This is a genomic window from Pseudomonas sp. G7(2022) (assembly GCF_052660475.1).
The window spans coordinates 2,286,561-2,310,262 of sequence record NZ_CP109659.1 but is presented as its reverse complement, the minus strand read 5'-3'; the positions used below and the strand labels follow the sequence as shown (position 1 = coordinate 2,310,262).

General features: G+C 62.7%; 18 protein-coding genes. 12 read left to right on the top strand and 6 right to left on the bottom strand.

The window, feature by feature from the left end; genetic code table 11:
- Positions 1 to 2 precede the first annotated feature (2 nt).
- The 7 genes from NE357_RS10410 to NE357_RS10380 all read left to right on the top strand — a co-directional run bounded on the left by NE357_RS10410 (position 3) and on the right by NE357_RS10380 (position 7,748).
- A complete protein-coding gene (locus NE357_RS10410) occupies positions 3 to 1,004 on the top strand; it encodes a polysaccharide deacetylase family protein (RefSeq protein WP_169429762.1) in 1,002 nt (333 codons plus the stop codon).
- Positions 1,001 to 2,308 (top strand): lipopolysaccharide biosynthesis protein, encoded by a 1,308-nt coding sequence (locus tag NE357_RS10405; protein WP_169429761.1) that lies wholly within the window; start codon positions 1,001 to 1,003, stop codon positions 2,306 to 2,308. The genes NE357_RS10410 and NE357_RS10405 overlap by 4 nt, the downstream gene beginning before the upstream one ends.
- Positions 2,305 to 4,224 (top strand): hypothetical protein, encoded by a 1,920-nt coding sequence (locus NE357_RS10400; protein ID WP_169429760.1) that lies wholly within the window; start codon positions 2,305 to 2,307, stop codon positions 4,222 to 4,224. Before NE357_RS10405 ends, NE357_RS10400 begins: the two co-directional genes overlap by 4 nt.
- Before the next feature lie 71 nt (positions 4,225 to 4,295).
- Positions 4,296 to 4,985: an N-acetyltransferase gene (locus NE357_RS10395; RefSeq protein WP_169429759.1), complete on the top strand. Its 690-nt coding sequence runs from the start codon at positions 4,296 to 4,298 to the stop codon at positions 4,983 to 4,985.
- A gap of 4 nt (positions 4,986 to 4,989) precedes the next feature.
- Positions 4,990 to 6,177: a GNAT family N-acetyltransferase gene (locus tag NE357_RS10390; protein ID WP_169429758.1), complete on the top strand. Its 1,188-nt coding sequence runs from the start codon at positions 4,990 to 4,992 to the stop codon at positions 6,175 to 6,177.
- The gene (locus NE357_RS10385) at positions 6,149 to 6,940 is read left to right on the top strand and encodes a ChbG/HpnK family deacetylase (protein WP_169429757.1); all 792 of its coding nucleotides are present in this window, start codon (positions 6,149 to 6,151) and stop codon (positions 6,938 to 6,940) included. Before NE357_RS10390 ends, NE357_RS10385 begins: the two co-directional genes overlap by 29 nt.
- Before the next feature lie 115 nt (positions 6,941 to 7,055).
- Positions 7,056 to 7,748, top strand: coding sequence for a GNAT family N-acetyltransferase (locus NE357_RS10380; protein ID WP_169429756.1), 693 nt, complete (start codon positions 7,056 to 7,058; stop codon positions 7,746 to 7,748).
- Between the two features lie 49 nt (positions 7,749 to 7,797).
- Here the strand turns inward: NE357_RS10380 and NE357_RS10375 are convergent, their stop codons facing one another.
- Positions 7,798 to 8,604, bottom strand: a complete 807-nt coding sequence (locus tag NE357_RS10375; RefSeq protein WP_169429755.1) for a class I SAM-dependent methyltransferase — start codon at positions 8,602 to 8,604, stop codon at positions 7,798 to 7,800.
- A gap of 134 nt (positions 8,605 to 8,738) precedes the next feature.
- Between NE357_RS10375 and NE357_RS10370 the strand changes: the two genes are divergently transcribed.
- Positions 8,739 to 9,107, top strand: a complete 369-nt coding sequence (locus tag NE357_RS10370; protein ID WP_169429754.1) for a hypothetical protein — start codon at positions 8,739 to 8,741, stop codon at positions 9,105 to 9,107.
- On the opposite strand, the gene NE357_RS10365 is transcribed toward NE357_RS10370, so the two are convergent.
- From NE357_RS10365 to NE357_RS10345, 5 genes are all read right to left on the bottom strand, one after another.
- Entirely contained in the window at positions 9,098 to 10,528 is a 1,431-nt protein-coding gene (locus tag NE357_RS10365) for a sigma-54-dependent transcriptional regulator (protein ID WP_169429753.1), read from the bottom strand. The genes NE357_RS10370 and NE357_RS10365 overlap by 10 nt on opposite strands.
- Positions 10,497 to 11,990, bottom strand: a complete 1,494-nt coding sequence (locus NE357_RS10360) for a sensor histidine kinase (protein WP_169429752.1) — start codon at positions 11,988 to 11,990, stop codon at positions 10,497 to 10,499. Before NE357_RS10360 ends, NE357_RS10365 begins: the two co-directional genes overlap by 32 nt.
- A gap of 102 nt (positions 11,991 to 12,092) precedes the next feature.
- Positions 12,093 to 13,163: an SCO family protein gene (locus NE357_RS10355; RefSeq protein ID WP_169429751.1), complete on the bottom strand. Its 1,071-nt coding sequence runs from the start codon at positions 13,161 to 13,163 to the stop codon at positions 12,093 to 12,095.
- 17 nt (positions 13,164 to 13,180) lie between these two features.
- Entirely contained in the window at positions 13,181 to 15,988 is a 2,808-nt protein-coding gene (locus NE357_RS10350; RefSeq protein ID WP_169429750.1) for a multicopper oxidase domain-containing protein, read from the bottom strand.
- 157 nt (positions 15,989 to 16,145) lie between these two features.
- Positions 16,146 to 17,594, bottom strand: coding sequence for a sensor histidine kinase (locus NE357_RS10345; protein WP_169429749.1), 1,449 nt, complete (start codon positions 17,592 to 17,594; stop codon positions 16,146 to 16,148).
- A 309-nt stretch (positions 17,595 to 17,903) separates the two neighbouring features.
- Here NE357_RS10345 and NE357_RS10340 point away from each other — a divergent pair, with 309 nt between their 5' ends.
- From NE357_RS10340 to NE357_RS10325, 4 genes are all read left to right on the top strand, one after another.
- Positions 17,904 to 19,250, top strand: coding sequence for a hypothetical protein (locus tag NE357_RS10340; RefSeq protein ID WP_169429748.1), 1,347 nt, complete (start codon positions 17,904 to 17,906; stop codon positions 19,248 to 19,250).
- Between the two features lie 35 nt (positions 19,251 to 19,285).
- The gene (locus NE357_RS10335) at positions 19,286 to 21,520 is read left to right on the top strand and encodes an Ig-like domain-containing protein (RefSeq protein WP_169429747.1); all 2,235 of its coding nucleotides are present in this window, start codon (positions 19,286 to 19,288) and stop codon (positions 21,518 to 21,520) included.
- Positions 21,521 to 21,589: 69 nt separating this feature from the next.
- Positions 21,590 to 22,054 (top strand): curlin, encoded by a 465-nt coding sequence (locus NE357_RS10330; RefSeq protein ID WP_169429746.1) that lies wholly within the window; start codon positions 21,590 to 21,592, stop codon positions 22,052 to 22,054.
- Between the two features lie 26 nt (positions 22,055 to 22,080).
- Entirely contained in the window at positions 22,081 to 23,532 is a 1,452-nt protein-coding gene (locus NE357_RS10325; protein ID WP_169429745.1) for a curlin, read from the top strand.
- Positions 23,533 to 23,702 lie beyond the last annotated feature (170 nt).

Below are 23,702 nucleotides of genomic sequence, written 5' to 3'. Positions count from 1 at the left end.
CCATGGCGATCAAACAACTGATTAAACGCACCAGCGGCTGGCTCTATCTCAACTCGTCCGTGGGACGAAACCAGTTGCACGGCGCCGGGGTGATCCTGATGTTGCACCGGGTGCTGTCCAACGACCGCGCCGCCGACCTGGCGCACCGCAACGAACTGTGTGTCGGCCCGAAAGCCTTCGAGCATTTGCTGGTGTGGCTGCGCAAGCATTTCGATTGCGTGCCGCTGATGGAGATCCTGCAGCCCAACGCCCTGCGCCGCGAGCGCCCGCAAGTGGCGCTGACCTTCGATGACGGCTGGCGCGACAATGCCGCCAACGCCTTCCCGCTGCTGCAGAAGCATCAGGTGCCGGCGAGCATTTTCCTCTCCACCGACTTCATCGGCAGCCGTCAGCGCTTCTGGTGGGAAAGCCTCGGTGAAACCCTGTGGGGCAGCCACGGCGAAAAACCGCGCATGCACCTGATCGAATGTTTGCAGTCGCTCCATCATCCCGTGCCGGTTTTGTTGGACGACATCGACGTGGATCGGCGCAGTCTGACCCTGTTGCATTACCTGCAAAGGCTTAAAGCACTTGACCCGATGATGCTCGAACGCCTGACCGACGAGTGCCCGCAAGAGTCGCAACCTCAGGCACTGGACTGGCATCAGGTGCGGGCGATGGAGGCTTCGGGGCTGGTGCGTTTCGGTCCTCACGGTGCCAGTCACGCGATCCTGACCCAACTCGACGATGTGCGTCTGAGCGAAGAAATCAGCCGCAGCCGCAACGCCCTGAACAACGGCTGCAATCGGCCATTGCCGGTGTACTGCTACCCCAACGGCGACAACGACGCTCGAGTCCGCGAACAGATTGCCAGCCACGATTACCCGTTCGCCCTCGGCACCGGCACCGGGATCTATCGCGGCGCCGGTGATCCGCTGAACCTGCCGCGCTTTGGCGTCAGTCAACGTACGGCGCGCAACCCCGAGCTGCTGTCGTGGCGGATCTTTCGCGGAGCGCGACCATGAGTCGAAGCAGTTACCTCAAGCACCTGGCGCTGAGCATGGGCACCAAACTGGCAATGATCTCCCTGCGCCTGCTGAGGAACGTGTTGCTGGCGCGAATCCTCGGCCCCAGTGAGCGAGGTTTGTTCGCCCTGCTCAGCACCCTGCCCGACCTGATCAGCGCCGCCACCAGCGGCGGTTTGAATTCCGCCGTCGGTTACCAGGCCGCCAAGCAGCGGCCGATGGGGTTGCTGCTGGCTCAGGTGCTGGTGTTCGGTTGCTTGCTGGCAGGATTGTTGACCTTGCTGGTGGTGGCGCTGGTGCGTGAGTTCGGCAGTGAGCTGGACGTGACCGTGCAACTCGGCCTGCTGGCGTGGCTGTTGCTGCTGGCGGTGCCGTTGACCGTGCTCAAGAGCGGCTTGCTGACGCTGCACAATGCGTCCGGCGGCGTGGTCGCGTTCAATGCCTTGCGCCTGGTGGAATCCCTGGCGCCGCTGTTGCTGTTTCTCGCGTTGTTCTGGATGTGGAAAGAAGCGGCACTGGAAGCGGCGCTGATCAGTTGGCTGGCCGGGATCAGTCTGGTGGTGCTGGCCGGTTGGGTCTGGCTCAAGCGCGCGCAGCCGCTGCAACTGCAATGGGACCGCGCCAGCCAGAACGAACTGCTGCGCTACAGCGCCCGCAGCCATCCGGATCTGCTGTTCCAACAAGTGATTCTACGCTCCGACTACCTGTTCATCGGCGCCCTGCTCGGCAGTACCGCGCTCGGTCATTACGCGATGGCCAGCGCCGCCGCCGAACTGCTGCTGATCGTCCCGGAAGCGGTGACCACACCGCTGATGAAACGCCTGCTGCAACAGGACGAAGGCATGGACAAGGTCACCCCGCTGGCCCTGCGCCTGACGGCGACGGTGATGCTCGGCGCTTGCCTGACCATGGCCGTGATCGGCGAATGGCTGATCGTCACCCTGTTCGGCGCCGCCTACCAACCGGCGTATCCGGCGCTGCTGGCGTTGCTGCCGGGGCTGTTGGGTCTGTGCTACGCGAGCATTCTGCGGCTGGACCTGCTGGGCAAGAATCGCCCGGGCACGGTGTCGCTGCTGATGGGCCTCGGCGCCCTGCTCAACCTGGCCCTGAACGTGTTGCTGATCCCGACTTACGGGATTGTCGGCGCCGCAGCGGCGTCATCGATTGCCTATCTGGCGGTGACCGTGGCGATGCTGGTGTTGTATTGCCGTCTGAGCCGCGTGCCGTTCTGGCAAACCCTGATCATCCTGCCCGGCGACATAGCGCCAATGTGGCTGATGTTGCAGCGCAGGAAAGCCGCATGAAACACCTGGCCCTGCTGCTCGGACTAGGCCTCTCGCTGGACGCCTTCGCGGCGTCGATGCGCTGGGGCGACATTCGCGACGGCAGCCTGTACCTGCAAGCGGATCGCCCCGACACCGTGACCGTGCGCTGGGCGCCGGCATGGCAGGCAGATGCCAACGAAGAGCATCTGTACCTGCTCGACGGCCGGGGCAAATTGCAGGGCGAGCGCTTCATCAAGGCCAGCGAAACCCGTGGCAGCCAGAGCTGGTCATTGGCGCCGGGCGCCGCGAGTTATCAGCTGGAAATCCCCGGCTACAGCTTTCGCAATTACCGGGTCGAGCACGACGAAAACACGGTCGCATTGTTCGCCCCGGCCAAGGTGCATTTCAGCGCGGAAACCCGCGACGGCGATGAGCTGTATTTCAGGATTGCGCCGGGCGAACACGCGGTGCTGGCGGGCAAGTTCCACGGTGGCGTCAGCGCCCTGCAAGCGCAGCGGGTCGGCGACGGCCAACAACTGTCGCTGGGGCTCAAACCGTATCGCGCCTATTGGCAATTCGATCAGCTCGCGCTGCCGGTCAGCGATCGCGAACAAGTCTGGCGCCTGCGTCTGCAAGGCAGCGGCAAAGCGGCGTTCTGGCTCGACGGTACGGCCAATCTGTTTGCGCAGAATCCGCAGCAGCTCAAACCGCTGCGCGCAGACGACGGCCAGACCCGCCTGACCCTGCACGACAAAGTCCTCGGCCGCACGCCGGACCTGGGCATCGCCCTGCCCTACGTGATGCCGCCGCCCGCCAGCCATGCCGCCCTCGATGCGCTGAAACCGACGGCCGCCAGTTACTACAGCTTCGTCGATGTGACGGCGAAAAAACCGCAGTTCGAAGACGCGTTTCGCCAGGTTTATCAGGACCGTTTCGGCATTCGCCAGGACATCACCCTGCTCGCCGGCAGTCAGCGTCAGGCTGATTTGCGCGCCGACCTGCAAAGCAACGGCGGCCTCGACGCCTGGCTCGCGAGCACCCGGCTGCTTGGCGGCAAAGGCACGCACTACATCGGGTTTGCCGACGAGCCCAATCTCAACTATTCGAGTTACGAACAATACCGTTCGATCTTCACCAGCATGGCCCGCCAGGTGCACAGCGATCCGGCCAACGCCCGGGCCGGTGTGCGCATCGCGATGCCGGCCAGTTCGCGGCTGGTCAACGGCCCGTTCGCCGACAACGCGGCAAACAAGCGCGGCATCGACTGGGCCCGGCGACTGCTGGGCGAATCCGCCGATGAGGTCGATGCGCTGGCCTGGCATGAATGGATGATCCGCGACCTGCTCGCCACTCGCGTCTACCGCGACAGCGTGCGCCGCGCCGCCGATCTGGTGGGCCTTGATGCCAGGGGGCAGCCACGCAAGGCCTTGCTGCTGGATCAGACCAATCTGTCCAGCGGCTCAAGCCTGAGCCCCTACGATCAGGAAACCCATTACACCTCGCTGTGGTGGGCCTCGGTGGTGATCAACGCCTCCCAGGACGGCTTGCTGACCATGCTCAACTGGTTCCAGGCCGCCGATGAGCCGGAGTATCCCAAAGGCATGTTGCACGTCTCGCCGGATGAACAACACTTCGAACTCAAACCCGTGGGCCTGGCCCAGCAGTTCATCCAGCAACACTGGCTGCACAATGTGTTGTGGCTGGAGAACGATGCCTTCGAAGTCGATGTGCTGGCCATGGCCGGCGACGATCAGCGCGGGTTGCTGGGTGTAAACAAAGGCACGCGATTGCAGCATGTCGATCTGGCGGGGGTCACGTGCCCGTTGAACAACGGTGCCCTGCGCTACTTCGGCGCCGACAACCGCAGCCGCGACGCGCCCTTTCGCTGTCAGGACGGTCGCGTGCGTTTCGAACTGCCGGGGCAGACCCTGTTTTCCCTGAGCTGGAGCGCTTGATGAACCGCCCGTTGATGTCCTGCCGCGCAGGCCACTTGCCGCGCGATGCCACGTCATCAGGAGTACCGACCATGAACGTTGTGAAAAAAATCAGCGAACACCTCAAACAAAGAGGCCTGCGGGCCACGCTGGCCAAGGTGTGGAAGCACTACGTCTTTTCCCATCAGGAGCTGCTGTGGATGGAGCGCGACCTCGTCAGCCCGGTGCCGCCCCACAGCCTCAAACCGTATTCGCCGCTGCGGGTGGTGAAGATCACCCCGGACAACGCCAGCGCCTTCGCCCGCTATTTCGGTGACCGCGTCGGCACCATGGCCGAACTGGCCAATGAAGGTCACACCGGACACATGCACCTCGACGATCACGGCGATGCGGTGGCCTTCATCTGGGGCAGCGCCCGGGACTATTTCGACCGCCACTATTACGGCTGCCTGTTCCCGGTGAACCCCGGCGAGTTCTTCGAATTCGGCGGTGAACTCACCCGTTCCTACTGGGGCACCGAACTGTCGGTGGACCTGCAACTGGAACTGTGGAAAGCCATGGCCGCCCAGGGTTGCGACAAGGTGGTGGACGTCTGCGAGTTCCACAACATCCCGGCGCTCAAGCTGCACCTGCGCATGGGCTACACCGAACAGGGCCGGATCATGAACGTGTACACCCTGTTCGCCCGCTGGCGCTTCTACCGCGAAACCCGCTACAGCGGCTCGCGCCTGGATGCGTTGCGCAAACCTTCCCGTCCCTCCGTCACAGCAACGGCGACCTGAGCCTATGGCGCGATTCGAATGGCGCACCTCGTTGTGCGCCCCTGACTTCCCGGCAGCGGCTTATGAAGCACTGCGCCTGCGGGTGACGGATCACACGCCGTTCAACAGCCTCGGCTGGTTGATCGCGGCAGAGCAGACACTCGATGCGAGTGAGCATCTGCACATTCTGCTGGGCTGGGAAGCGGACGAATTGCGCCTGTGCCTGCCGCTGGTGTCCGGTCGTGAACGCTTTGGCGGGATACCGTTTGGCGTGGTGCATCACCTCGGGTATCCGCTGGCGGATCGTCTGGCATTGCTGTCTGTGCTGGCGGCCGAAGACATGCGCCAGGCACTGCGGCTGATCCGCCATCGCATCCCCCACGCCTTGCTGCAATTCAACGAACTGTCGGAGCCTGCGGGCGAGGAAAGTGTCCTCACCGAATGGATGGCGCACAGCTCGACCGGCGAACGGCGCTTGAGCTGTCGGGTACCGGTGCATCTGATCAGTGACGCCGATCTTCAGGAGGTCTCCGGTGATCCGCGCTACAAACTGCGCCGTGCACGCAAACGCATTGCTGCGTGTGGCGCACGAGTACGGCGGATCATTCCCGATGCCCTGACCATGGGCCCGTTGCTGCAAGCCATCAGCGAAGTCGAAGCCGTCAGTTGGAAAGGCGACGAAGGCGTCGGCATCTTCGCCACCGAACGCAGCCGACGCTGCATCGAAAGCGCCTTCACCGCCCTCGCCGCCCAAGGCCTGGTGCGCGTGGTCACGCTGGAGCTGGACGGTCGCTGCATCAGCTACCGCCTCGGCCTGCTCGAACAGGGCCGGCTCTACGATTACAACCTCGCCTTCCTGCCGCAGTACGCCGATCTGGGCAGCGGCCGAGTGTTGCTGGAGGAATGGATTCGCTGGGGCCTTGAGGATCACTGGCGCTGGATCGATGCCTCGCGGGTCAGCCTGGAGAACTCCAGCCATCAACTGCACGAACGCATGACCGGGCAACTGGAACACTGGCGCTGGAGCTTCTACTCCTGGCGCCCGAGCGGACTGTTGCTGGGGCTTGGGCTGCGTGTCTGGCAGCGGCTCAAACCGAAAATGCAGCAGTGGCGCGCACGGCAGGCAACGACAAAACCGGCGGCCCTCGCGAAATCGGCCACCCACCCCACCACGGAGGGCGAACATGCCTCGCCAAGTCATAGTCAACGCTGACGATTTCGGCCTGAGCCCGAACGAAAATGCGGTGATCTTCAATGCGTTCCAGGCCGGGGTCATCAGCTCCGCGACAGCCATGGCCAACATGCCGGCATTCGAAGCGGCCTGCGCGATGGCTCGTCATCACTTGCTGGAGGGGCGGGTCGGCCTGCACTTCAACCTGACGTACGGCCGGCCATTGAGTCAGGCGATTCTCGCCCGCCCCACTTTCTGCGACAGCCACGGGGTGTTCGATCTGAGCCTTGCGCGGCACAGCCTGTGGCTGAGTCGTGAAGATCGCGAAGCGGTACAGGAGGAATTGCAGACGCAGTGGCAGCGTTGTGTGGATCACGGCGTACGCCCCAGTCACCTCGATTCACATCAGCACGTGCACAACATCTGGCCGATCGGCGAGATCGTCGCGCGCTTCGCCGCCCACCAGGGTGTGCCGGTGCGACTGGCACGTAACCTGGGACAGAACCTCAGCCTGCCGAAGCGCCTGTTCAAGGGTTTGCTCAACCGTCGTTTGCAAGGGCTGGCCGGTGCGACGGCGGACTATGTCTGCACCCCGGTGGACCTGCGCAGCGAGCCTGCACCGACCGACGGTGTGTTGGAAATCGTCGCCCATCCGAATCAGCTCGGGGCTGATTTCGGTGATGCCTATCTCGAACCCGGAGAGTCCCTGAGTCGCCTGCTAGAGCGCCGGCTGCTGGGCGTTCCACGGGTTTCCTACGCTGACTTGAACAAGGAATTCCTAAGCGGTGCCGCGGCACTCGATTGAGTTACACAACTGGCAATAATTTCGAAGATGGCACTTTGAAATGAACTTGCCAGCTTGATCTATACCCACAAAAGCCACATCCAAAAACACCCGGGCTTCGGCCACGGAGGGCATCATGAGCGTCATCGAAAAGCTGCGCGAACGCATCAAGCAAAAAGGCCTGGGCCGCACCATCGGCACCTTGTGGAAACGCTACGTGTTCTTCCATTGGGAACTGCTGTGGATGGAGCGCGACCTGATCAGCCCGGTGCCGCCGCACAAGCTGCGCCCTTATGAAGGCCTACGCAAAGTCGACATCACGCCGCAGAATGCCGGCGCCTTCGCCAAACACTTCGGTGACCGCGTGCAGACCATGGCCGAACTCGCCAGCGAAGGCCACACCGGGCACATGTACCTGGACGCCGACGGTCACGCCGTAGCCTTCATCTGGGGGAGCACCCGGGATTATCACGACCGTCACTATTACGGCTGCAACTTCCCGGTCAAACCGGGCGAGTTCTTCGAATTCGGCGGCGAAATGACCCGCGCCTACTTCGGCAGCAGCCTGTCGGTGGACGTGCAAGTCACCCTCTGGCAAGCCATGGCCGCCCAGGGTTGCCACAAGGTGGTGGACGTCTGCGAAACCCACAACATCCCGGCGCTGAAGCTGCACATTCGCATGGGCTATCAGGAACAGGGCCGTGTGACCCACGTCTATGGGCTGTTTGGAAAGTGGCGGTTCTTCCGCGAGACTCGGTATGAAGGCTCGCGACTGGAACCGCTGCGCAAACCGGGGCGGCCGGTGGTGACGGCGGCTGCGCAGGCTTGAAATGACGAAGGCGGCCATTCGGCCGCCTTCGTGACGCTCAATTCGGACTTCAGTTTTTCACCCCCACCCACGTAAAACACATCGGCATCTGCGCCTCGCGGTTCAGGTATTGGTCATACGCCTCTTCCCGGTTCGAATGCGGGTATTCCTTGAAATGCGCGATGTTCAGCCCGGCGTCGAGGGCGGCGGTGAAGATGGCGCCGAGGTTGTGCACGAACCAGTACGACGGTGCGGCCTGTTGTTCGACCTTGCCGACGTAGACGATCGGTTCCTGCTGCACGAACGGCTCGCGGCGAAAGTACGAGGTCGCCAGGCGAAACGGATCTTCGGCCTCGGGATCGACCATTTCCAGGAACGGGTGGGTTTCGTAGATCACCAGCCGCCCGCCCGGTTTGAGGGTCGAGGCGACGTGGCGGAAAAATTCACCGATGTCAGGCATCCAGTTGAGGACGCCGATGGTGATCAGCGCCACATCGAAGCGATTACACAGTGATTCGGGCAGGTGGTGAATGTCGGCTTCGATGAATTGGGCCTGGTGTGGCGAACGGCTGTTCAACGCCCGGGCCTGTTCGAGAAACGCCGCCGACTGATCGACACCGACGACGCTTCGCGCCCCCAGCGCGAACAGCGAGAGGCTCTCGCGGCCATTGTTGCAGCCCAGTTGCACGACATCCTTGCCAGCGACACCGACCTGCTCCAGCAGCCCGCGCAGGGTGTCGTCGAGGCAGGAAAAACCGACCTGGGTGACCTCGGTCAGCAAAACCTGCCAGTCAGGCGAATCCTGGTGATGGCGGGCCGAATCGTTCCACGCCTGACGATTGCTTTCGATGGCGTTCTTGTTGTTTGGCACTTCCATGGCGCACTCCGCACGCTCTTGATTGAGCGGCCCGAGTCTAGTGGAGCCTGCCGATCCAGGTTGTTGCGAACTTGTAAGCCAATGGCCGGCTATAGTTAATAGCCTTGGGGAAAACCGCTTCCACAGGTGCCGCCATGCAAACGTTCAACCGGCTGCTGTTATCCGCCTGTCTGCTCGCCGCCGCCCAGGCGCAAGCCCTCGACAGCAATTTCAATTACTACGGGGCCGACCAGCCCTTCGCCCACCCCGCTCCACCCTCGCTGTACGCACAGCCGCCGCGAGCGTTCGATGACACGTCGCCGCAGGATTTCATCGTCATCCCGGATCGCCACGTGTTCCATGACTCACAGTTGCCGACCGTGGCCGATGCAACGGTGCGGGTGTTTATCCGCACGTACGACGCCGAGCGCGGCATCTACGTCAATGACGAGGTGCTGGACCCGACGTGCCTGCTGGAATGCCTGAGCCCGCCGAATCCACGCAGCAACGCCGTTTACCACTGACGCTTGTCCGGGCGCGCCAGGCCGAGCTTCTCGATGCGATAGCGCAGCATGTCGCGGCTCAAGCCCAGCAAGCGGGCGGATTTGGTGACGTTCCAGTCGGTCTTGTCGAGCATCTTGCGCACCATGTCGCGCTCGACCTCCGGCAGATTCATCGACTCGGTGTTGCTCGCCGGGCGCGGTTCGAAGTGCGGCACCTCGCGATGTTGATGCAGCGAAGGCTCGTCCACCAGGCTCATGCACACGTTCAACTGGTGCGCGGCGATGGTGTCGCCCGGCGCCAGCAGCACGGTCTGTTCAAGCATGTTGCGCAGTTCGCGCACGTTGCCCGGCCAGGTGTAATTGAGCAGCAACTCTTCAGCCTGCTGACTGAAATGCAGATTCGGCTTGCCGTAGCGTTTGCCGTGGCTGGCGAGAAAATGCCGGGCCAGCAACAGGGCATCGTCGCCGCGCGCATAAAGGCGCGGCACCTTGATCGAGATGATCCGCAGGCGGAAGAACAGGTCTCGGCGGAACTTGCCTTGCTGCACCATTTGTTCGAGGTTGCAGTTGGTGGCGCTGATCACCCGCAGGTTGACCTTGCGCTCCTTCACCGAGCCGACCCGGCGAATGGTACGGTCCTCCAGCAACTTCAGCAGTTTGGCCTGCAGGACCAGATCCATCTCGCCGATTTCGTCGAGAAACAACGTACCGCCGTCAGCCGCTTCCACCAGCCCGACGCGGCGATCCTTGGCGTCGGTGAACGCACCTTTCTCGTGACCGAACAGCTCCGACTCCACCAGATTGGCGGGGATCGACGCGCAGTTGAACTCAATGAACGGGCCCTTGCTGCGCGCGCCGTCGAAATGCAGCGCACGGGCCACCAGTTCCTTGCCGGTGCCGGTCTCGCCTTCCACCAGCACGGGCGGCAGGTCGCCACCGGTCATGCGCCGCTCGGCTTCGAGCAACTGGCCGATGGTGTTCTTCAGATGCTGCATCGGCGCCGATTCACCGATCAGCGCCTGCAAACCGGATTTCTGTGCCTCGCGCTCCTGATAGAACGACAGCGTGCGCTCCATCCGCTCGGTGGCCAGGGCCTTGTCCAGCAGCAGTTTGAGCTCCGGCAATGCCACCGGTTTGGTGACGTAATGAAAGGCGCCCTCCTTCATCGCGACCACCGCATCTTCGACGTTGCCGTAACCGGTCATCATGATCACTTTCAGCTCCGGCGCGCTGATGCGCAGCTTCTGGATCAGATCGTGCCCGCTCATGCCCGGCAGTGAGTTATCGGTCAGTACGACGTCCGGCATGAAGCGGCCCAATTGCTCCAGCGCGTCTTCGGCCGAATGGCAGACCGTCACCTCGAAGTCCTTGCGCTCCAGGTAGGTCTGAATATTGTCGGCCAACAGTTCGTCATCCTCGACCAGCAGAATGCTGTGTTCCATATTCCCCTCCCGATGCCACTTTAAAGTTGAGACTGACGCGGGTTCCCTCCTGCTCGCGGCTGGTCAGCACGACCGAACCCTGAAAACGCTCCATGATTCTTTTGACCAGTGCCAGGCCAACCCCGAGGCCGCCCTGCTTGGTGGTGAAAAACGGTTTGAACACCAGTTGTTGCTGCTGCGCGTTCATGCCTCTGCCGGTGTCACCCACGGTCATACACACCTGGCCGGCGTGAGGGGCTTCGATGTCGACACTCAGCACGCCGCACTTGGGCATCGCTTCCAGAGCGTTGGCAAACAGACTATTGAGGATCTGCGTCAGCAGCACTTTGTGGCTGAGGACCGGCGGGCAGTCCCTCAGGTTGAGTCGCACTTCGACGCCATTGCGCCGGATCAGCGCGTCGAACGCGCCGAGCGAGTCTTCCACGGCGGCCTGCAGATCCAGCGCTTCGCCGTCGTCACTCATCGGCCGCAGCGAAACAAGCAACTCCCGGACCCAGCGCGACATGCGATCCACCTGACTGATGATGTCGCCGATATTGCGCTGGGCGCTCTGGCTGGCCACTTCCTGGGCCAGTTCGGCACTGGAACGAATGGTTGCCAGCGGATTACGCAGGCTGTGAGCCACCGCCGATGACATCTCCCCCAGTGCGACAAAGGTTTCGTTGCTGATCAGTTGCTGCTGCTGGCTTTGCAGCAGTGTCGAGGCGCGTCGCACGATCCAGAACAGCCCCAGGTAAATCGCCGCCCCGCCGAGGATCGTCGCCGCCCAGATCGAGGCAAACCCGCGATCGATGCGATCTACCAGATCCTCCGGTTCCTTGTAGATCTCGACCATGGCGACGACTTTGCTTTTGTCGGTGTTGAACATCGGGATGTAGTTCTCGATGAACAGGTATTTGGGTTCGCGCGACAGTTTCTGTTCGGGTTTCTCGTCGTCGATCTTGTGATAGCTGGAGGACACCGGGACTTTCATTTCGAACGATTCGTCCAGTTCGTCATCATCCTCGAATTTAACCCCGATCAGTTCCGGGTTGGTCGACCAGATCACCGTGCGATCCAGGGCATAGACCGTCGCCAGCAGCACATCCGGCATGTGTTGGACGTGATCGAGAAACTCGGCCCGCGCCGCGCCATGGGCCAGCGGATCGACGTCGGGGAAGTTTTCGTCCTGGCGCGGGTCAAGCATTTCACCCATGGTGCGCAGCGGCGTAATGCCGGCGTGACGCATTTCCGCGTCACCGATGGCCTGGACGAATTGCGCCGTGAGCAACGCATCGCGCTCCACGCTTTCGGTGACCACGAACCGCGTGGAGACATAGCCCAGGCCCAGCGCCACCGCCGCGATGATGAAAAAACTCGCCAGCGAGAACCAGCGCAGCAGGTTGAACTGCCCGCCCCAACTCTTGATGGCTGCTACCGCGACATTCGGTGCAGGTGTTTTTTGTTCTTCCAGTCGTTGCATGGGGGTGTCCTGGCGTTTTGTATCGAACCGGTTACAGCCACCTCACGACTGAGTGTAGGTGGCAATGACCGTGATACAGGACTCAATGATGCTATTTAGCCGCTAGCGCATGCGGCTCACCGTTTCGCTGCTCGCGGCCGGACTTATTGGCGTCAACGCCCCGTCAGCCAAGGGCTGCGTGGTCGGTTGCCGGCGCTCGGTTTCATCGCGCAAAAAGTCGATGATCGACTGCGCCGACAGCTCGTCCAGACGAAGGTTGGGCATCGGGATCCGCTCGTATCGTTCGAACAGTTGCAGCGCAATCGGGTCTTTTTCCGCCAGTACCCGATCCGGCTCGCGAATCCAGCGGTTGAGCCAGGCCGGGTCACGCTGGCGGGTCACGCCGATCAGATCCGGGCCGATGTTGCGCATACCGATGCCTTCGCCGTCCTGCGGGCCGAGGCTGTGGCACGAAGCACAGCGGGTGCGGAACAGTTCTTCGCCGTTGCTCGGCGGGCGGATTTCCGGCGCATTGGCGTAGCTTTGCTCGACGCTCGGCTGCTTCCAGTTCTGCAAGGTGTTGGCCAGTTGATCGGCGAGAATCCACGGGTTCTCGAACGGCGACGCTTTCATCCAGCGCCCGGTGCTCTGGTTGCCGACGATCAGGCTCAGGTTGTGATCCTTGGTGCGGCCGTTGTCGACGCCCTCGATGAACAGCCCGAGTTTCTTGCGCAGGTCGGTGATGTCTTCGAATTCGCCGGTGAGGAATTTCCAGCCGGGTCCGACCTTGAAGCGTTGCGCATAGGCCTTGAGCACTTCGGGGGTGTCGCTCAGCGGATCGATGCTGATCGAGTAGAAAAAGATGTCCTGCCCCACCCGATCCCCCAGCAGTTTCTGCACCTGGCGCAGGCGTGCGGTTTCCAGTGGGCAGGAGTCGCTGCAGGAGGTGAAGATGAAGTTGATCACCACCACCTTGTCTTTGATCAGGTCATCGAAAAACCGCACCTGCCGACCGTCCTGATCGGTCAGCAGGGTGTTGGGGAAATAGTCGCCACCCCACGGGGTGGCGGATTCACTGGCGCCTTCGGGCTGCGCCTGATGGGCGATGAGCACCTGACTGCCAAGCAGGCAGGTGACCAGCACCAGCATCAAGTGCATGCCCAGGGCGCGGGAGCGCGGCGTTGGCTGTTTCATGTCGGCTCCCTCCCTTTTCATGGTTTCACGGTCACTTGCGGGCCGAAGCCGTCGCCGGTGCGGAAGGTTGGCAGCGCGGCGGAGTTGACGTAGCGCACGCCATCCCAACTCGGCAGCGGTGTCGGCATCAACTGCAGTTGCCCAGGTTTCTCGAGGTCCCAACGCAGCAGCATCGAGTTGTCCTCATGCTGGGTATTGTGACAGTGCTCCATGTAAGTCCCGGCAAACTCGCGGAAGTTGATCGCCATCTCGACGTTGTCCAGCCCGTCGGCTTCCGAACCGATCCGGTAAACGTCCTTGCGCGCCCATTTTTCCCATTCAGGCGGGGCCTTGCCGCCACGGCTGAGGATGATCCCCTCCTCGAAGTGCACGTGCACCGGATGACTCCAGCCCGTGCCGCCGGCCTTGATGTTCCACACCTCCAGGGTGCCGATGCCGTTGACCCCGGCGTCCGTCGGGCCGCTGGCCAGTTTGGTCGAGGCATTCAACCGGCGTGGGTCCATGTGGAAGCCGAAACCGCTATCGGTCTTGATCGTCCACGGCGCTTCATCAGTACCGTCGGCGCGACCGAAGGTGAAGGTCCGGTGCAGCGCCTTGGCGAGCAAGGCTTTGTCGGCAGCGTTGTCGCGGTGGATCTTCAGCGGAATCATCACCATGCCTTCGGCCTTGCCCGGTTTGGCAGGCTCGTAGGCGGCCGGGTTCATCGACAGATCCTGGCCGGTATAGGCCTTGACGTTCAGTTGCAGGACCTTGCCCACCACCGGGTCGCCCCGGTCCCATTGCGGGCCTTTGCTGGTCTGCTTGATGACCGCCAGGTATTTTTCCGACAGCACGTCGGCCAGCGGGATCACTTCTTTCGGGCCCTTGCCGTCGTCCTGGGCCTGCAGGTTGACGAAGAACAGCTTGTCGCCCGGCTTGATGCCGTTTTTCGCGAAGTTGACGATGATATCGAACCGCTCGGCGATGCCCTGGGTCGGCAGAATCGCGTTGTGGTTCTGTTTGTCGCCGTCGGCATCCAGATCCATCGAACCGTCGAACGGCACGCTGTGTTCCATGATGTTGCCGTCGTTGGCGATCATGTGGAACGGCACGCGGCTGTAGGACACACCGGAGTTTCTCGGTCCCTGGAACTCACCACTGGTGCCTTTGACTTCACGCACCAGCGCGAGCTTGAAGTAGCGCGACACCGAACCATTGAGGAGCCGGAAGCGATAACTGCGGGCCCGCACGTCGAGGCTCGGTTTCCATTGCCAGTTGACCAGCACCTGATCGCCGATGAAGCCGTCGGTGTTGAACGGGTTGAACCACAACTGGCCCTGCTGATCCCAGGCCTTGTCGGCGAACACCAGGTTGACGTCATAGTCGCGGTTGCCCCACGGCAAGGCGCTGCCGCTGGGGAAACGCAGGTTGACGCCGTCGTTCACCGATTCGTTGCCGCGGTCCAGGGCGCTGTAGTAGTTCATCATCGCCGCGTTGCCCTTGTAGACATTCTGCGCGGTGAAATCGAGCATGTGGTCGTGGAACCAGTGGGTGCTCATGGTTTCGCGCCAGTCGCCACGGATCTTGATGGTGCCGTGGTCGCAGGTCTTTTTCGCAGGTTGCATGTCGTTGACCCAGAGGGTTTCCCCCGGCGCGCACGGGAACGCTGCACGTGGATCTTCAGCCTTGGTGTTGATGCTGTCGTAACCGGCGAGCTGGATGGGCCAGCGATAGTCGTAGTACTGGCCGGGGAAGAAAAACGCGTTGGCATAGCCGTCGCTTTCCGCCGGCGCATGGCCGTTGTGCTCGTGGGTGGTGATGGTGTGCAGGCCGAAGCCACGGTTGGCCGATGGATCGATCGGCAAGCCATTGTAGTGACGCATCATCACCGGTTGGCCGTAGCGCACCATCAGCAGTTTCGGCGGCAGCGTGCCGTCGAAGGTCCACACCGAATTGTGGTCCTGCACCGGCATCGCCGGGTGGAACCGTGGGTCGACACCCTTGGCCGTGCCATCCGTCGCCGGCACGCCAGCGACGTTGTGGTACAGACCACCGGGGCCGAATTCGCCAACGGCATAACCGTGCATCTGCCGACTGTCACGCAGGCCACCGTTCAGACGCGCGCCGGTCTGCACGGTCTTGTAGGCGACTTGTGGGTAAAACTCGTTCCAGCGCTGGTGAGCCCAGCCTTTTCCCGGTGGCCGGCCTTCGGCGGACGAGCCGATATGCCGGTTGAGGAACAGTTCGATCTGCGCCTGCCACGGGTTGCGGTCAACCACGTTGGCAAACTGACTCGGGAATGGCGTGAGCCCCGGTTGACGCAGGAATGCGTCCAGCGCGGTGCCGGGTGGCGCACTGCGGGCGACGCTGTTCGGGTCCTGGGCCGGCGCCGGGCCGATGGCGGCTGGCGGAAAGCCCAACGGCGCGGCCGGGGTGGTCGGGTCGAGTTTTTCCGGGCCGAACTCTTCGAACAGCACCAGTTGCTGAGTGAACGGCTGAGCACCATACAGCGGGCTCGGCTTGCCGTTGGTGGGGTAATTGAAACTGGTCTGGACGGTGGGCGGCAGAATGTTTTCCGTGCGCGTCGTATTGCGCGTGCCTGTGACCCCGTTGGGCAGATCGAAGGAGTATTCGTTGGCCTCGGGCATCGTCAGGATGGCGTTGAGCGCACCGGCACGGTCTGCGGGCTCGTCGTAATACGCCGACGGGTCGGACGCTTCCGGCTGATTCTCGTCGTCGATCGGGCTCGCTCGAACCCCGGCCATCTGGCCGAGGGTCAACATCAGAAAGACGCTCAGTGGCGTCAAAAGAAACAGCTTTTGGGGGTCACGCATTGCTCTGTCCATCACCAGCCGCCTCATTTAAGGAAGGGGTGATGGTGTTTTGCAATTACCTCGCCAAAGTATTAATCCCCGTTGAAACAAGCTGTTACAGACGCTGTTGCATTCCCCACTCCCCGGTGACCGGGGCCTGACACCCGCTCCTGGGGGAAGTTCACCCCCATTACTGGATGAGTTGAAACGCAAGACGAACGGTGGTGCCCTCGCCTTCGCGACTGTCCAGGGACACACCGCCGCCGAAGCGTTCCATGATCCGTTTGACCAGCACCAGCCCCACACCGAGCCCACCCTGCTTGGTGGTGAAAAACGGCCGGAACGCCATGCTGCGCTGTTCCTCGTTCATGCCTTTGCCGGTGTCGCTGAGCATGACGCTCACGCCACGGCTGTCGCTCGGTTCGAGGGTGATGGTCAACGTGCCGCCCTTGTCCATGGCCTCCAGTGCGTTGGCCAGCAGGCTGTTGAGGATTTGCGTCAGTTGCACCGGTTGGCTCAGCACCATCGGCGTTTGTTGCGGATGAAACACCACGTGCACCGCGTTTTTTGCGATCTGCTGTTCGAACGCGACCAGACTCTCGTGCAGCGCCGCCACCAGATTCACCGGTTCCGGCTCATCGTTGAGCGGTCGCAGCGATTGCAGCAGTTCGCGCACCCACTTCGACATGCGGTCGACCTGACCGATGATGTCCTTGATGTTTTTCTGCGCCGGGCCGGCGTCGAACTCCAGGGCCAGCTCGGCGCTGGAACGGATGGTCGCCAGCGGGTTGCGCAGACTGTGGGCCACCGCCGAAGACATCTCACCCAGCGCGACAAAGGTTTCATTGGCGATCAGTTGTTTTTGCTGGGCCGTCAGCAAAATCGCCGCCCGTCGCACGATCCAGTACAGCCCCAGGTAAATCAGCCCGCCGCCCAGTGCGGTGGCCAGCCAGATCAGCGTCAGGCCGCGCTCCATGCGCGCAATCAGGTCTTTGGGCTCTTTATAGATCTCGACCATCGCCGTGACGTTCTTGCCCTCGGCGTCGAACAGCGGGATGTAGTTCTCGATGAAGATGTATTCCGGCGGCACCACGAACTTTTGTTCTTCACGCGCCTTGTCGACGTCGTGATAGCTGGCCGATACCGGGATCTTTTCATCGAAGGCCCGGTCGAGGTCTTCGTCGGCGTGAATGCGGGTGTTGACCAGCGCGGGATTGGTCGACCAGATCACGGTACGGTCCGGCGCATAAATGTTGGCGAGGATCACGTCCGGCAAATGTTCGATGTGATCGAGAAATTCGCCTCGTGCATTGGCACGGGCCTCCGGGTCGACATCGGGAAAGTCGTTATCCTGACGAGGGTCGAGCAACTCTCCCATGGTGCGGATATTGGGGATCGAGACGTGGCGCACTTCCGCCGACGCGATGGCCTGTATGAACTGCGCGGTCAGCAAGGCATCGCGCTGCACACTTTCTTCGATCACGAACCGTGTCGACACCGCTCCGAGCGCCACCGCTACGGTGCCGATCACTGCCATGCTGACCAATGAAAACCAGCGCAACAGATTGAACGGCTGCTTGCGCGAGTTCAGCCGCAGGCTGCTCTCCTGGACCGGTAGTGATTTTGACTGCATGTTCATGGCGGCGACTTCCCGATACGTCCCTATAGGGTTATAGCCCACGGTTGGGTGATTGCCCGGATGCGGGGGGTGAACGGTCCTGCGATCCCCCTCCGCCAATCGGCGCTGTCGATTGATCCCCACCTCCCCCCCAATGCTGGGGACTGTCGCCCGATGTCCGCGCCGCGAAAAAGCCCTCCTCCTCACTCGCCAACCCTTGCCCCACGGGCCTCTCGCGCCAGTTGCGCAGCCGTTGGTATGGAAGTTGAAACGCCCCTCTGCAACTGACCCACCCCCAAGGGGCAGGCACTTCGATAGAGGGATTAACTCATGCACCCTTTACTGTCCAAAACCGCGACCGTCCTGGTCGTGAGCGCTTTGGCCCAGGGCATTGCCCAGGCCGCTCTGTTCGCCGTCGACCCCGGCCCCTACACGCCGGCCAATGGCGGTTTCGCCAGCTGGTATCAGGACAGCCACGGGCGCACCCTGGATCTGTGCCTGTCCAAAGCACTCAGTTCCCGCGTGCCGAGCACGCCGGGCGCCCCGTCCTACATGTGCTCGCTGCTGCCGACCCCCGGCGTGTTCGATGACACGCAACCGCTCGTATTCCCCACCAACTTCCCCGATGAAGCCTTCTGGTTCACTGGCGATACCTCCATCGTCGATGCGGCTCGCGGCATCAATCTGACTTACGTCAGCGCCGTTGAAGCCGCGTTCGGTGGCGGCGATCCGCTGGAAGGCGACCAGATCAGCTTCGCGCGGATCCGCATCCGGGTTGATGTGCCCACCGCCGGCACCTACGTCATCACCCACCCGTACGGTGTCGATGTGTTCAACGTCGACACCCCCGGTCGCCGCGCCATCAACATGACCCGCGACATCGGCATCGGCACCCCGAAAACCTACGACGGCGCGCTCAAGGGTGACATCGGTCCGTTCCTGCGCAGCGTCAACGGGCCGTACACCGAGACCAATCCGGTGACCGGCGCGGCCGAGCAGTTTGTCGGCGACCCGAACCTCAACGAAGCCGTGACCGGCAGCCCGTTCAACACCAACTTCGTGCGCATCGAAGGCCCCGGTGGCATAGACCTGCGCAGCACGACCTTCGCCGTGTCCGGCAAGTTGTCGACAGTCGTGCGGCCGACTCCGCTGATTCCTCAGCGCAGCACTTACTCGCGCAAACCGGGCGACAGTGCGCCGGTGGCCCAGCAAGACGTGTTCGTCCAGGCGCCGCCCGCGCCGGGCACCGCCGCGATCACCAGCAGCACGCCCGTGGTGAACATGACAGAAGCCGACAGCACCGGCAGCTGGTATGCGCAATCAGCGGTCAACCCGACCTTGCCGACCGTGCTGCAAGTGACCGCCGACAACCACTTGGCGATCGCCACCAGCTCACCGACGACCCTGCCCATGAACCTGACCGACCTGGTGGTGATCCAGCGCGCCGAGTACAGCCTCACTTCCGGGCAACTGACCGTGGTGGCCTCGACCAGTGACGAAACCTCGCCACCGGTGCTCACCGCCACCTCCGGCACCGGCGCCACCATCGGTGCGCTGGGCGGTGATGGCGCGGTGAAAACCCTGGCCACCGGGATCACGCCGATTCCACCGGCCAGGGTTCGAGTGACGTCGTCCAACGGCGGCAGCGATACCGAAGAAGTGGTCATCGTGCAATGAACGCTCACATGCCCAGATCCGCATCAGGAGGCATCATGAACAAGTGGCCACGCTTCGCGCTCAACGCGCTCGGGCTGACAATCTCGCTGACCGGCAGTGCGTTCGCGCAACTGGCCGCCGTCGATCCCGGCCCCTACACCTTCGCCACCGGGAAATTCCCGATGTGGTACCAGGACAACAATCAACTGTCGATGGAGCTCTGCCAGTCGCGCGCCGCCAGTTCGCGGGTGCCGGTCAGCACCCCGCCGGCGTACATGTGCACCCTGCTGCCGGAACCGGGCGTGTTCGACGACACTCTGCCGATGGTGTTCCCCGACAACTGGCCGCCGGAGGCCTTCTGGTTCCTGGCGGAAACCAACATCGCGAACAACGGCGCCGGTTTCGGCGTGGATGCCTACGTGGCCGGGATCGAAGCGGCGTTCGCTTCAGGAAATCCGGTGGATGGCGATCAGCAAAGCTTCGCGCGGATCCGTATTCGGGTGAATGTCCCGGTGGCCGGCACCTACACCATCACCCACCCCTATGGTGTCGAAACCGTCAACGTCACCACGCCGGGCAGGCGGGCGATCAACATCACCAAAGACATCGGCATCGGCGCGCCAGGCAACTTCAGCGGTGCGCTCAACGGCGCCATCGGCCCGTTCCTGCGCAGCATCAACGGCCCGTACACCGAAGTGAACCCGGACACCGGCAACATCGAAACCTTCGTCGGCGACCCGAACCTCACCGAAGCGGTGACCGGCAGCCCGTTCAACACCAACTTCCTGCGGATCGACGGTCCGTCGGGTGTTGGCTCGATTCAGACCAACCTGTTCACCGTCGCCGGCAAGGTGCTCGACAACCGTCAGCAGACCCATGTCGCCATCGACCGCGCCACCTATCGCCGGACTTCGGCCGGTGTGCGCGCCGAGGTGTTCGCCAAGGCTGACAGCAGCACGACCCTGTGCTTCCGCGAAACCCTGGCGTTACTGCCCGGCCCACCGCCGACGCCGTGCCAGACCAGTCTGCTGGGTGACAACAACGGGCTGTTCTTCGGCCAGCGCCTGGGCACCGGCACCCTGCCGTCGGTGGTGGTCGTGACCGCGACCAACCCGGCCGGCACTACCCGTCCGACGGCCGTCTCGGCCAAGCTCACCGACGTGGTGAAAATCCAGACCGCCCGCTACAGCTGGGCCAATCACAGCCTGCTGATCGAGGCCACGTCGACCGATGAAGTCGCGGTGCCGGACATGGTTGCCCAAGGCTACGGACGTTTGTCGAAAACGGGGACTCTGCAAAAAATCACCGTCGCCGACCTGACCCAGCCACCTGCCACCGTCACGGTCAAATCCGCCGCCGGCGGCAGCGACACCGAGCCGGTTGTGGTGGTCGGTGCAGCACCGGACACCGGTGAAAACCAGGCGCCACTGTCCGTCGCCGACACCGGCAGTACCAGCTTCGGCGTGCCCATCACCCTCAGCCTGTTGACCAACGACAGCGACCCAGACAACAACGTGCCGCTGACCATCACCGCGTTGACTCAACCGGCCGCCGGCCAAGGCACCGTAGCCCTGAACGGCACCACGTCGGTGGTCTACACCCCGCCAGCCGTGGTGACGACACCGTTGACCACGACCTTCACCTACAAGGCGCAAGACAGCAAAGGTCTGGCCTCGGCCAACCCGGCGACCGTGACGGTTACCGTCGCGCCCAACCGACCACCGACCGCCGTCGCCGACAGCGTCGCCACCCTCGGTGTCGCGATCCCGATCAACGTCCTGGCCAACGACACCGATCCGGAAGGCAACACACCGCTGGGCGTCGCCAGCCTGACCCAACCGCCGGCAGGACGCGGCACGGTCAGCACCGACGGCACGGTGATCACCTACACCCCACCGGCCACCGTGACCACGGCCTTCACCACGACTTTCACCTACATCGCCCGGGACAGCTTCGGCGCCCAGTCGACGCCGGCGACCGTCACGGTGCAAGTGTCGCCACGGCCTGCGGCGGAGACTTTCACCGTTACCGCTTCAACGGTGCAGGCGCGGGCAGGTGGACGCTTCAACTGGGACTTTACCGGTACCTCGTCGGTGACCACCGGCAACACCATCACCGTGCAGGTCACCACCCCGACCGGGCTGGTAACGCTGGGTACAACCACGGTACCGGTGACCGGACGCTGGCGGCTGACGCTGAACAACACGCTGGTCGTGCCGTCGGCTAACCCGACCGCCACCATCCGTTCCTCCCAGGGCACCGTGCGCACGGTGTCGGTGACCACGCTGTAAGGCTGCGCCCCGCCTGCTTTCGGGCTGGCGGGGCAACGCTCGACGCTTAACCCCAGACAGGATCACGCCATGAACACGCCGACCGCCGCCCTGCTTTGCCTGCTCGCCCTGTGCGTCAGTGCGGGCGTGCGCGCCGACGACCTGATGGAAAATGATGACCTGGCGCCCAACAGCGCCGATCTCGGCGAACTGCCGCCCCCCGTGGGCCAGCAAGCCCTGATCGACCAGAACGGCCAGGTCAACCTCGCCCTGCTCTCGCAAAACGGTCAGTCGCTGCTGGGCAAGATCGTGCAGTCGGGCAGCAATCAGGAGGCGTACATCCTGCAACAAGGCAGCGACCTGATGGCCTTGATCACGCAAAACGGCTCCGGCAACGCCGCGTCCATCACGCAAACCGGCAGCCACAACCGTGCGCAGATTTCGCAAAACGGCAACAACAACGACGCCAGCATCGAGCAGGCCGGCACGGGGCTGCAAAGCGCCGTGACCCAGTCGGGCAACGGCATGAGCGTTTCGGTCAGGCAATACCGCTAAGCACTGCAATCATCGGAGAGTTCATCATGTTCAAACTGACGCCCCTCACCGCCGCCATCCTGGTCATGATCAGTGCCCAGGCCATGGCCGACGACAGCCTTTCCACCCAGAGCCAGCTCGGCACCGCCAACATCGCCAACGTCAAGCAGACCCAGGCCCCGTTCAGCAGCGCCACCCAGACCCAAATGGGCCAGGGCAACGACGCCGCCGCCGTGCAAGACACCGCCAGCAGCGTCATCACCCAGGACGCGGTCGGTGACTACAACGCCGGTTACGCTGAGCAACTCTATGAAGACAACGGCACCATCACCCAGCAACAGGTCGGCGCCTTCAACACCACCCACGCCAGCCAGTCGCTGGGTTTCGGCGCCCCCAACACAGCCCTGCAACAGCAGCAAGGCACCGGCAACTTCTCGTTCGTCTACCAGGACTCGCAGAACGGCAGCGAAGGCAAAACCTTCCAGTACGGCGACAGCAACGAAGCCAACATCGAGCAATTGTATGAAGGCAGCGGCAACAACTCGGTGATCACCCAATACGGCACCGCCAACTACGGCACCGCCGAACAGGTCACCTACAACGGCGGCCAGATCGGCATCAACCAGGCCGGCGAAAACAACTACGGCTACGCCGACCAGCGCAACGGCACCGGCGGCAACATCACCATCAACCAGTTCGGCAACCTCAACGGCAGCGAAATCTGGCAAGACTCGCAACTGGCCAGCCAGGCCACCGTCAACCAGTACGGCGACAGCAACGAAACCGTGGTCGACCAGAGCTTCGGCGAAAACAACACCGCCGCCATCACCCAGGTCGGCAACACCAACGCCATCTACGCCGATCAATTCGAGTCGGTCAACTCGACCCTGGCGCTCTATCAAGTCGGCAACGGCAACGTGCACTTCACCTACCAGAGCGGCGACGGTCACACACTCAACGCCACCTCCGTGGGCAACGACAACAAGGTCTACGCCAGCAACTGGAAAGGCCCGCAACACGGCGGCCAGTTCGGCAGCAATCAGCGTGCGACGGTCAATCAGGCCGGCAACGGCAACATCGCCAGCTTCACCCAGGACGGCGTCGGCCACATCATGACCACCAATCAGACCGGAACCGGCAACAAGACTACGGTCAGCCAGGCTGATTCCTACAACGAGCTGTACTTCGACCAGAACGGCAGCGACAACATCCTGATCTCCGATCAACGCGGCACCACCAACCTGGTTCAAGGCTCGTCGAACGGCACCGGCAACAGTGCCGAATTCGATCAATCCGGCACCGGCAACCAGGCGTACACCGCGCAGCTGTATGGCAGCGACAACATGATCACCGTGAAACAGGCTGACACCATGAACGTGGCGTACGTGACCCAGGGCGGGACGGGGAACATTGCCAACGTGGATCAGAGCGGGATGACGCAGACCGCGAATATCCAGCAGTTCGGGTCGGCTAACCAGGCGACGGTTTTGCAGCAGTAAGTGTTGAGTGTTGGAAAACCGCGATCTTGAGGTCGCGGTTTTTTTGCGCTGACGCTTGAGTGGCGTCCTACGGAAAACGGAACGTTTTCAGAAAATCGAGGAGTTTTCTGACGAATTCTGGCGGTTGGCCGTCGGAAGTGCAGGCTCTAGGATTTGCCGGGACAACTTGA

Excerpts from the sequence above, each read along its gene's own strand:
- NE357_RS10365 (WP_169429753.1), bottom strand. The coding sequence starts at position 10,528 with ATGGAACACAGCATTCTGCTGGTCGAGGATGACGAACTGTTGGCCGAC.
- NE357_RS10410 (WP_169429762.1), top strand. The coding sequence starts at position 3 with ATGGCGATCAAACAACTGATTAAACGCACCAGCGGCTGGCTCTATCTC.
- NE357_RS10325 (WP_169429745.1), top strand. The coding sequence starts at position 22,081 with ATGTTCAAACTGACGCCCCTCACCGCCGCCATCCTGGTCATGATCAGT.
- NE357_RS10385 (WP_169429757.1), top strand. The coding sequence starts at position 6,149 with ATGCCTCGCCAAGTCATAGTCAACGCTGACGATTTCGGCCTGAGCCCG.
- NE357_RS10340 (WP_169429748.1), top strand. The coding sequence starts at position 17,904 with ATGCACCCTTTACTGTCCAAAACCGCGACCGTCCTGGTCGTGAGCGCT.
- NE357_RS10400 (WP_169429760.1), top strand. The coding sequence starts at position 2,305 with ATGAAACACCTGGCCCTGCTGCTCGGACTAGGCCTCTCGCTGGACGCC.
- NE357_RS10360 (WP_169429752.1), bottom strand. The coding sequence starts at position 11,990 with ATGCAACGACTGGAAGAACAAAAAACACCTGCACCGAATGTCGCGGTA.
- NE357_RS10380 (WP_169429756.1), top strand. The coding sequence starts at position 7,056 with ATGAGCGTCATCGAAAAGCTGCGCGAACGCATCAAGCAAAAAGGCCTG.
- NE357_RS10330 (WP_169429746.1), top strand. The coding sequence starts at position 21,590 with ATGAACACGCCGACCGCCGCCCTGCTTTGCCTGCTCGCCCTGTGCGTC.
- NE357_RS10355 (WP_169429751.1), bottom strand. The coding sequence starts at position 13,163 with ATGAAACAGCCAACGCCGCGCTCCCGCGCCCTGGGCATGCACTTGATG.
- NE357_RS10335 (WP_169429747.1), top strand. The coding sequence starts at position 19,286 with ATGAACAAGTGGCCACGCTTCGCGCTCAACGCGCTCGGGCTGACAATC.
- NE357_RS10395 (WP_169429759.1), top strand. The coding sequence starts at position 4,296 with ATGAACGTTGTGAAAAAAATCAGCGAACACCTCAAACAAAGAGGCCTG.
- NE357_RS10345 (WP_169429749.1), bottom strand. The coding sequence starts at position 17,594 with ATGAACATGCAGTCAAAATCACTACCGGTCCAGGAGAGCAGCCTGCGG.
- NE357_RS10405 (WP_169429761.1), top strand. The coding sequence starts at position 1,001 with ATGAGTCGAAGCAGTTACCTCAAGCACCTGGCGCTGAGCATGGGCACC.
- NE357_RS10370 (WP_169429754.1), top strand. The coding sequence starts at position 8,739 with ATGCAAACGTTCAACCGGCTGCTGTTATCCGCCTGTCTGCTCGCCGCC.
- NE357_RS10390 (WP_169429758.1), top strand. The coding sequence starts at position 4,990 with ATGGCGCGATTCGAATGGCGCACCTCGTTGTGCGCCCCTGACTTCCCG.
- NE357_RS10350 (WP_169429750.1), bottom strand. The coding sequence starts at position 15,988 with ATGGACAGAGCAATGCGTGACCCCCAAAAGCTGTTTCTTTTGACGCCA.
- NE357_RS10375 (WP_169429755.1), bottom strand. The coding sequence starts at position 8,604 with ATGGAAGTGCCAAACAACAAGAACGCCATCGAAAGCAATCGTCAGGCG.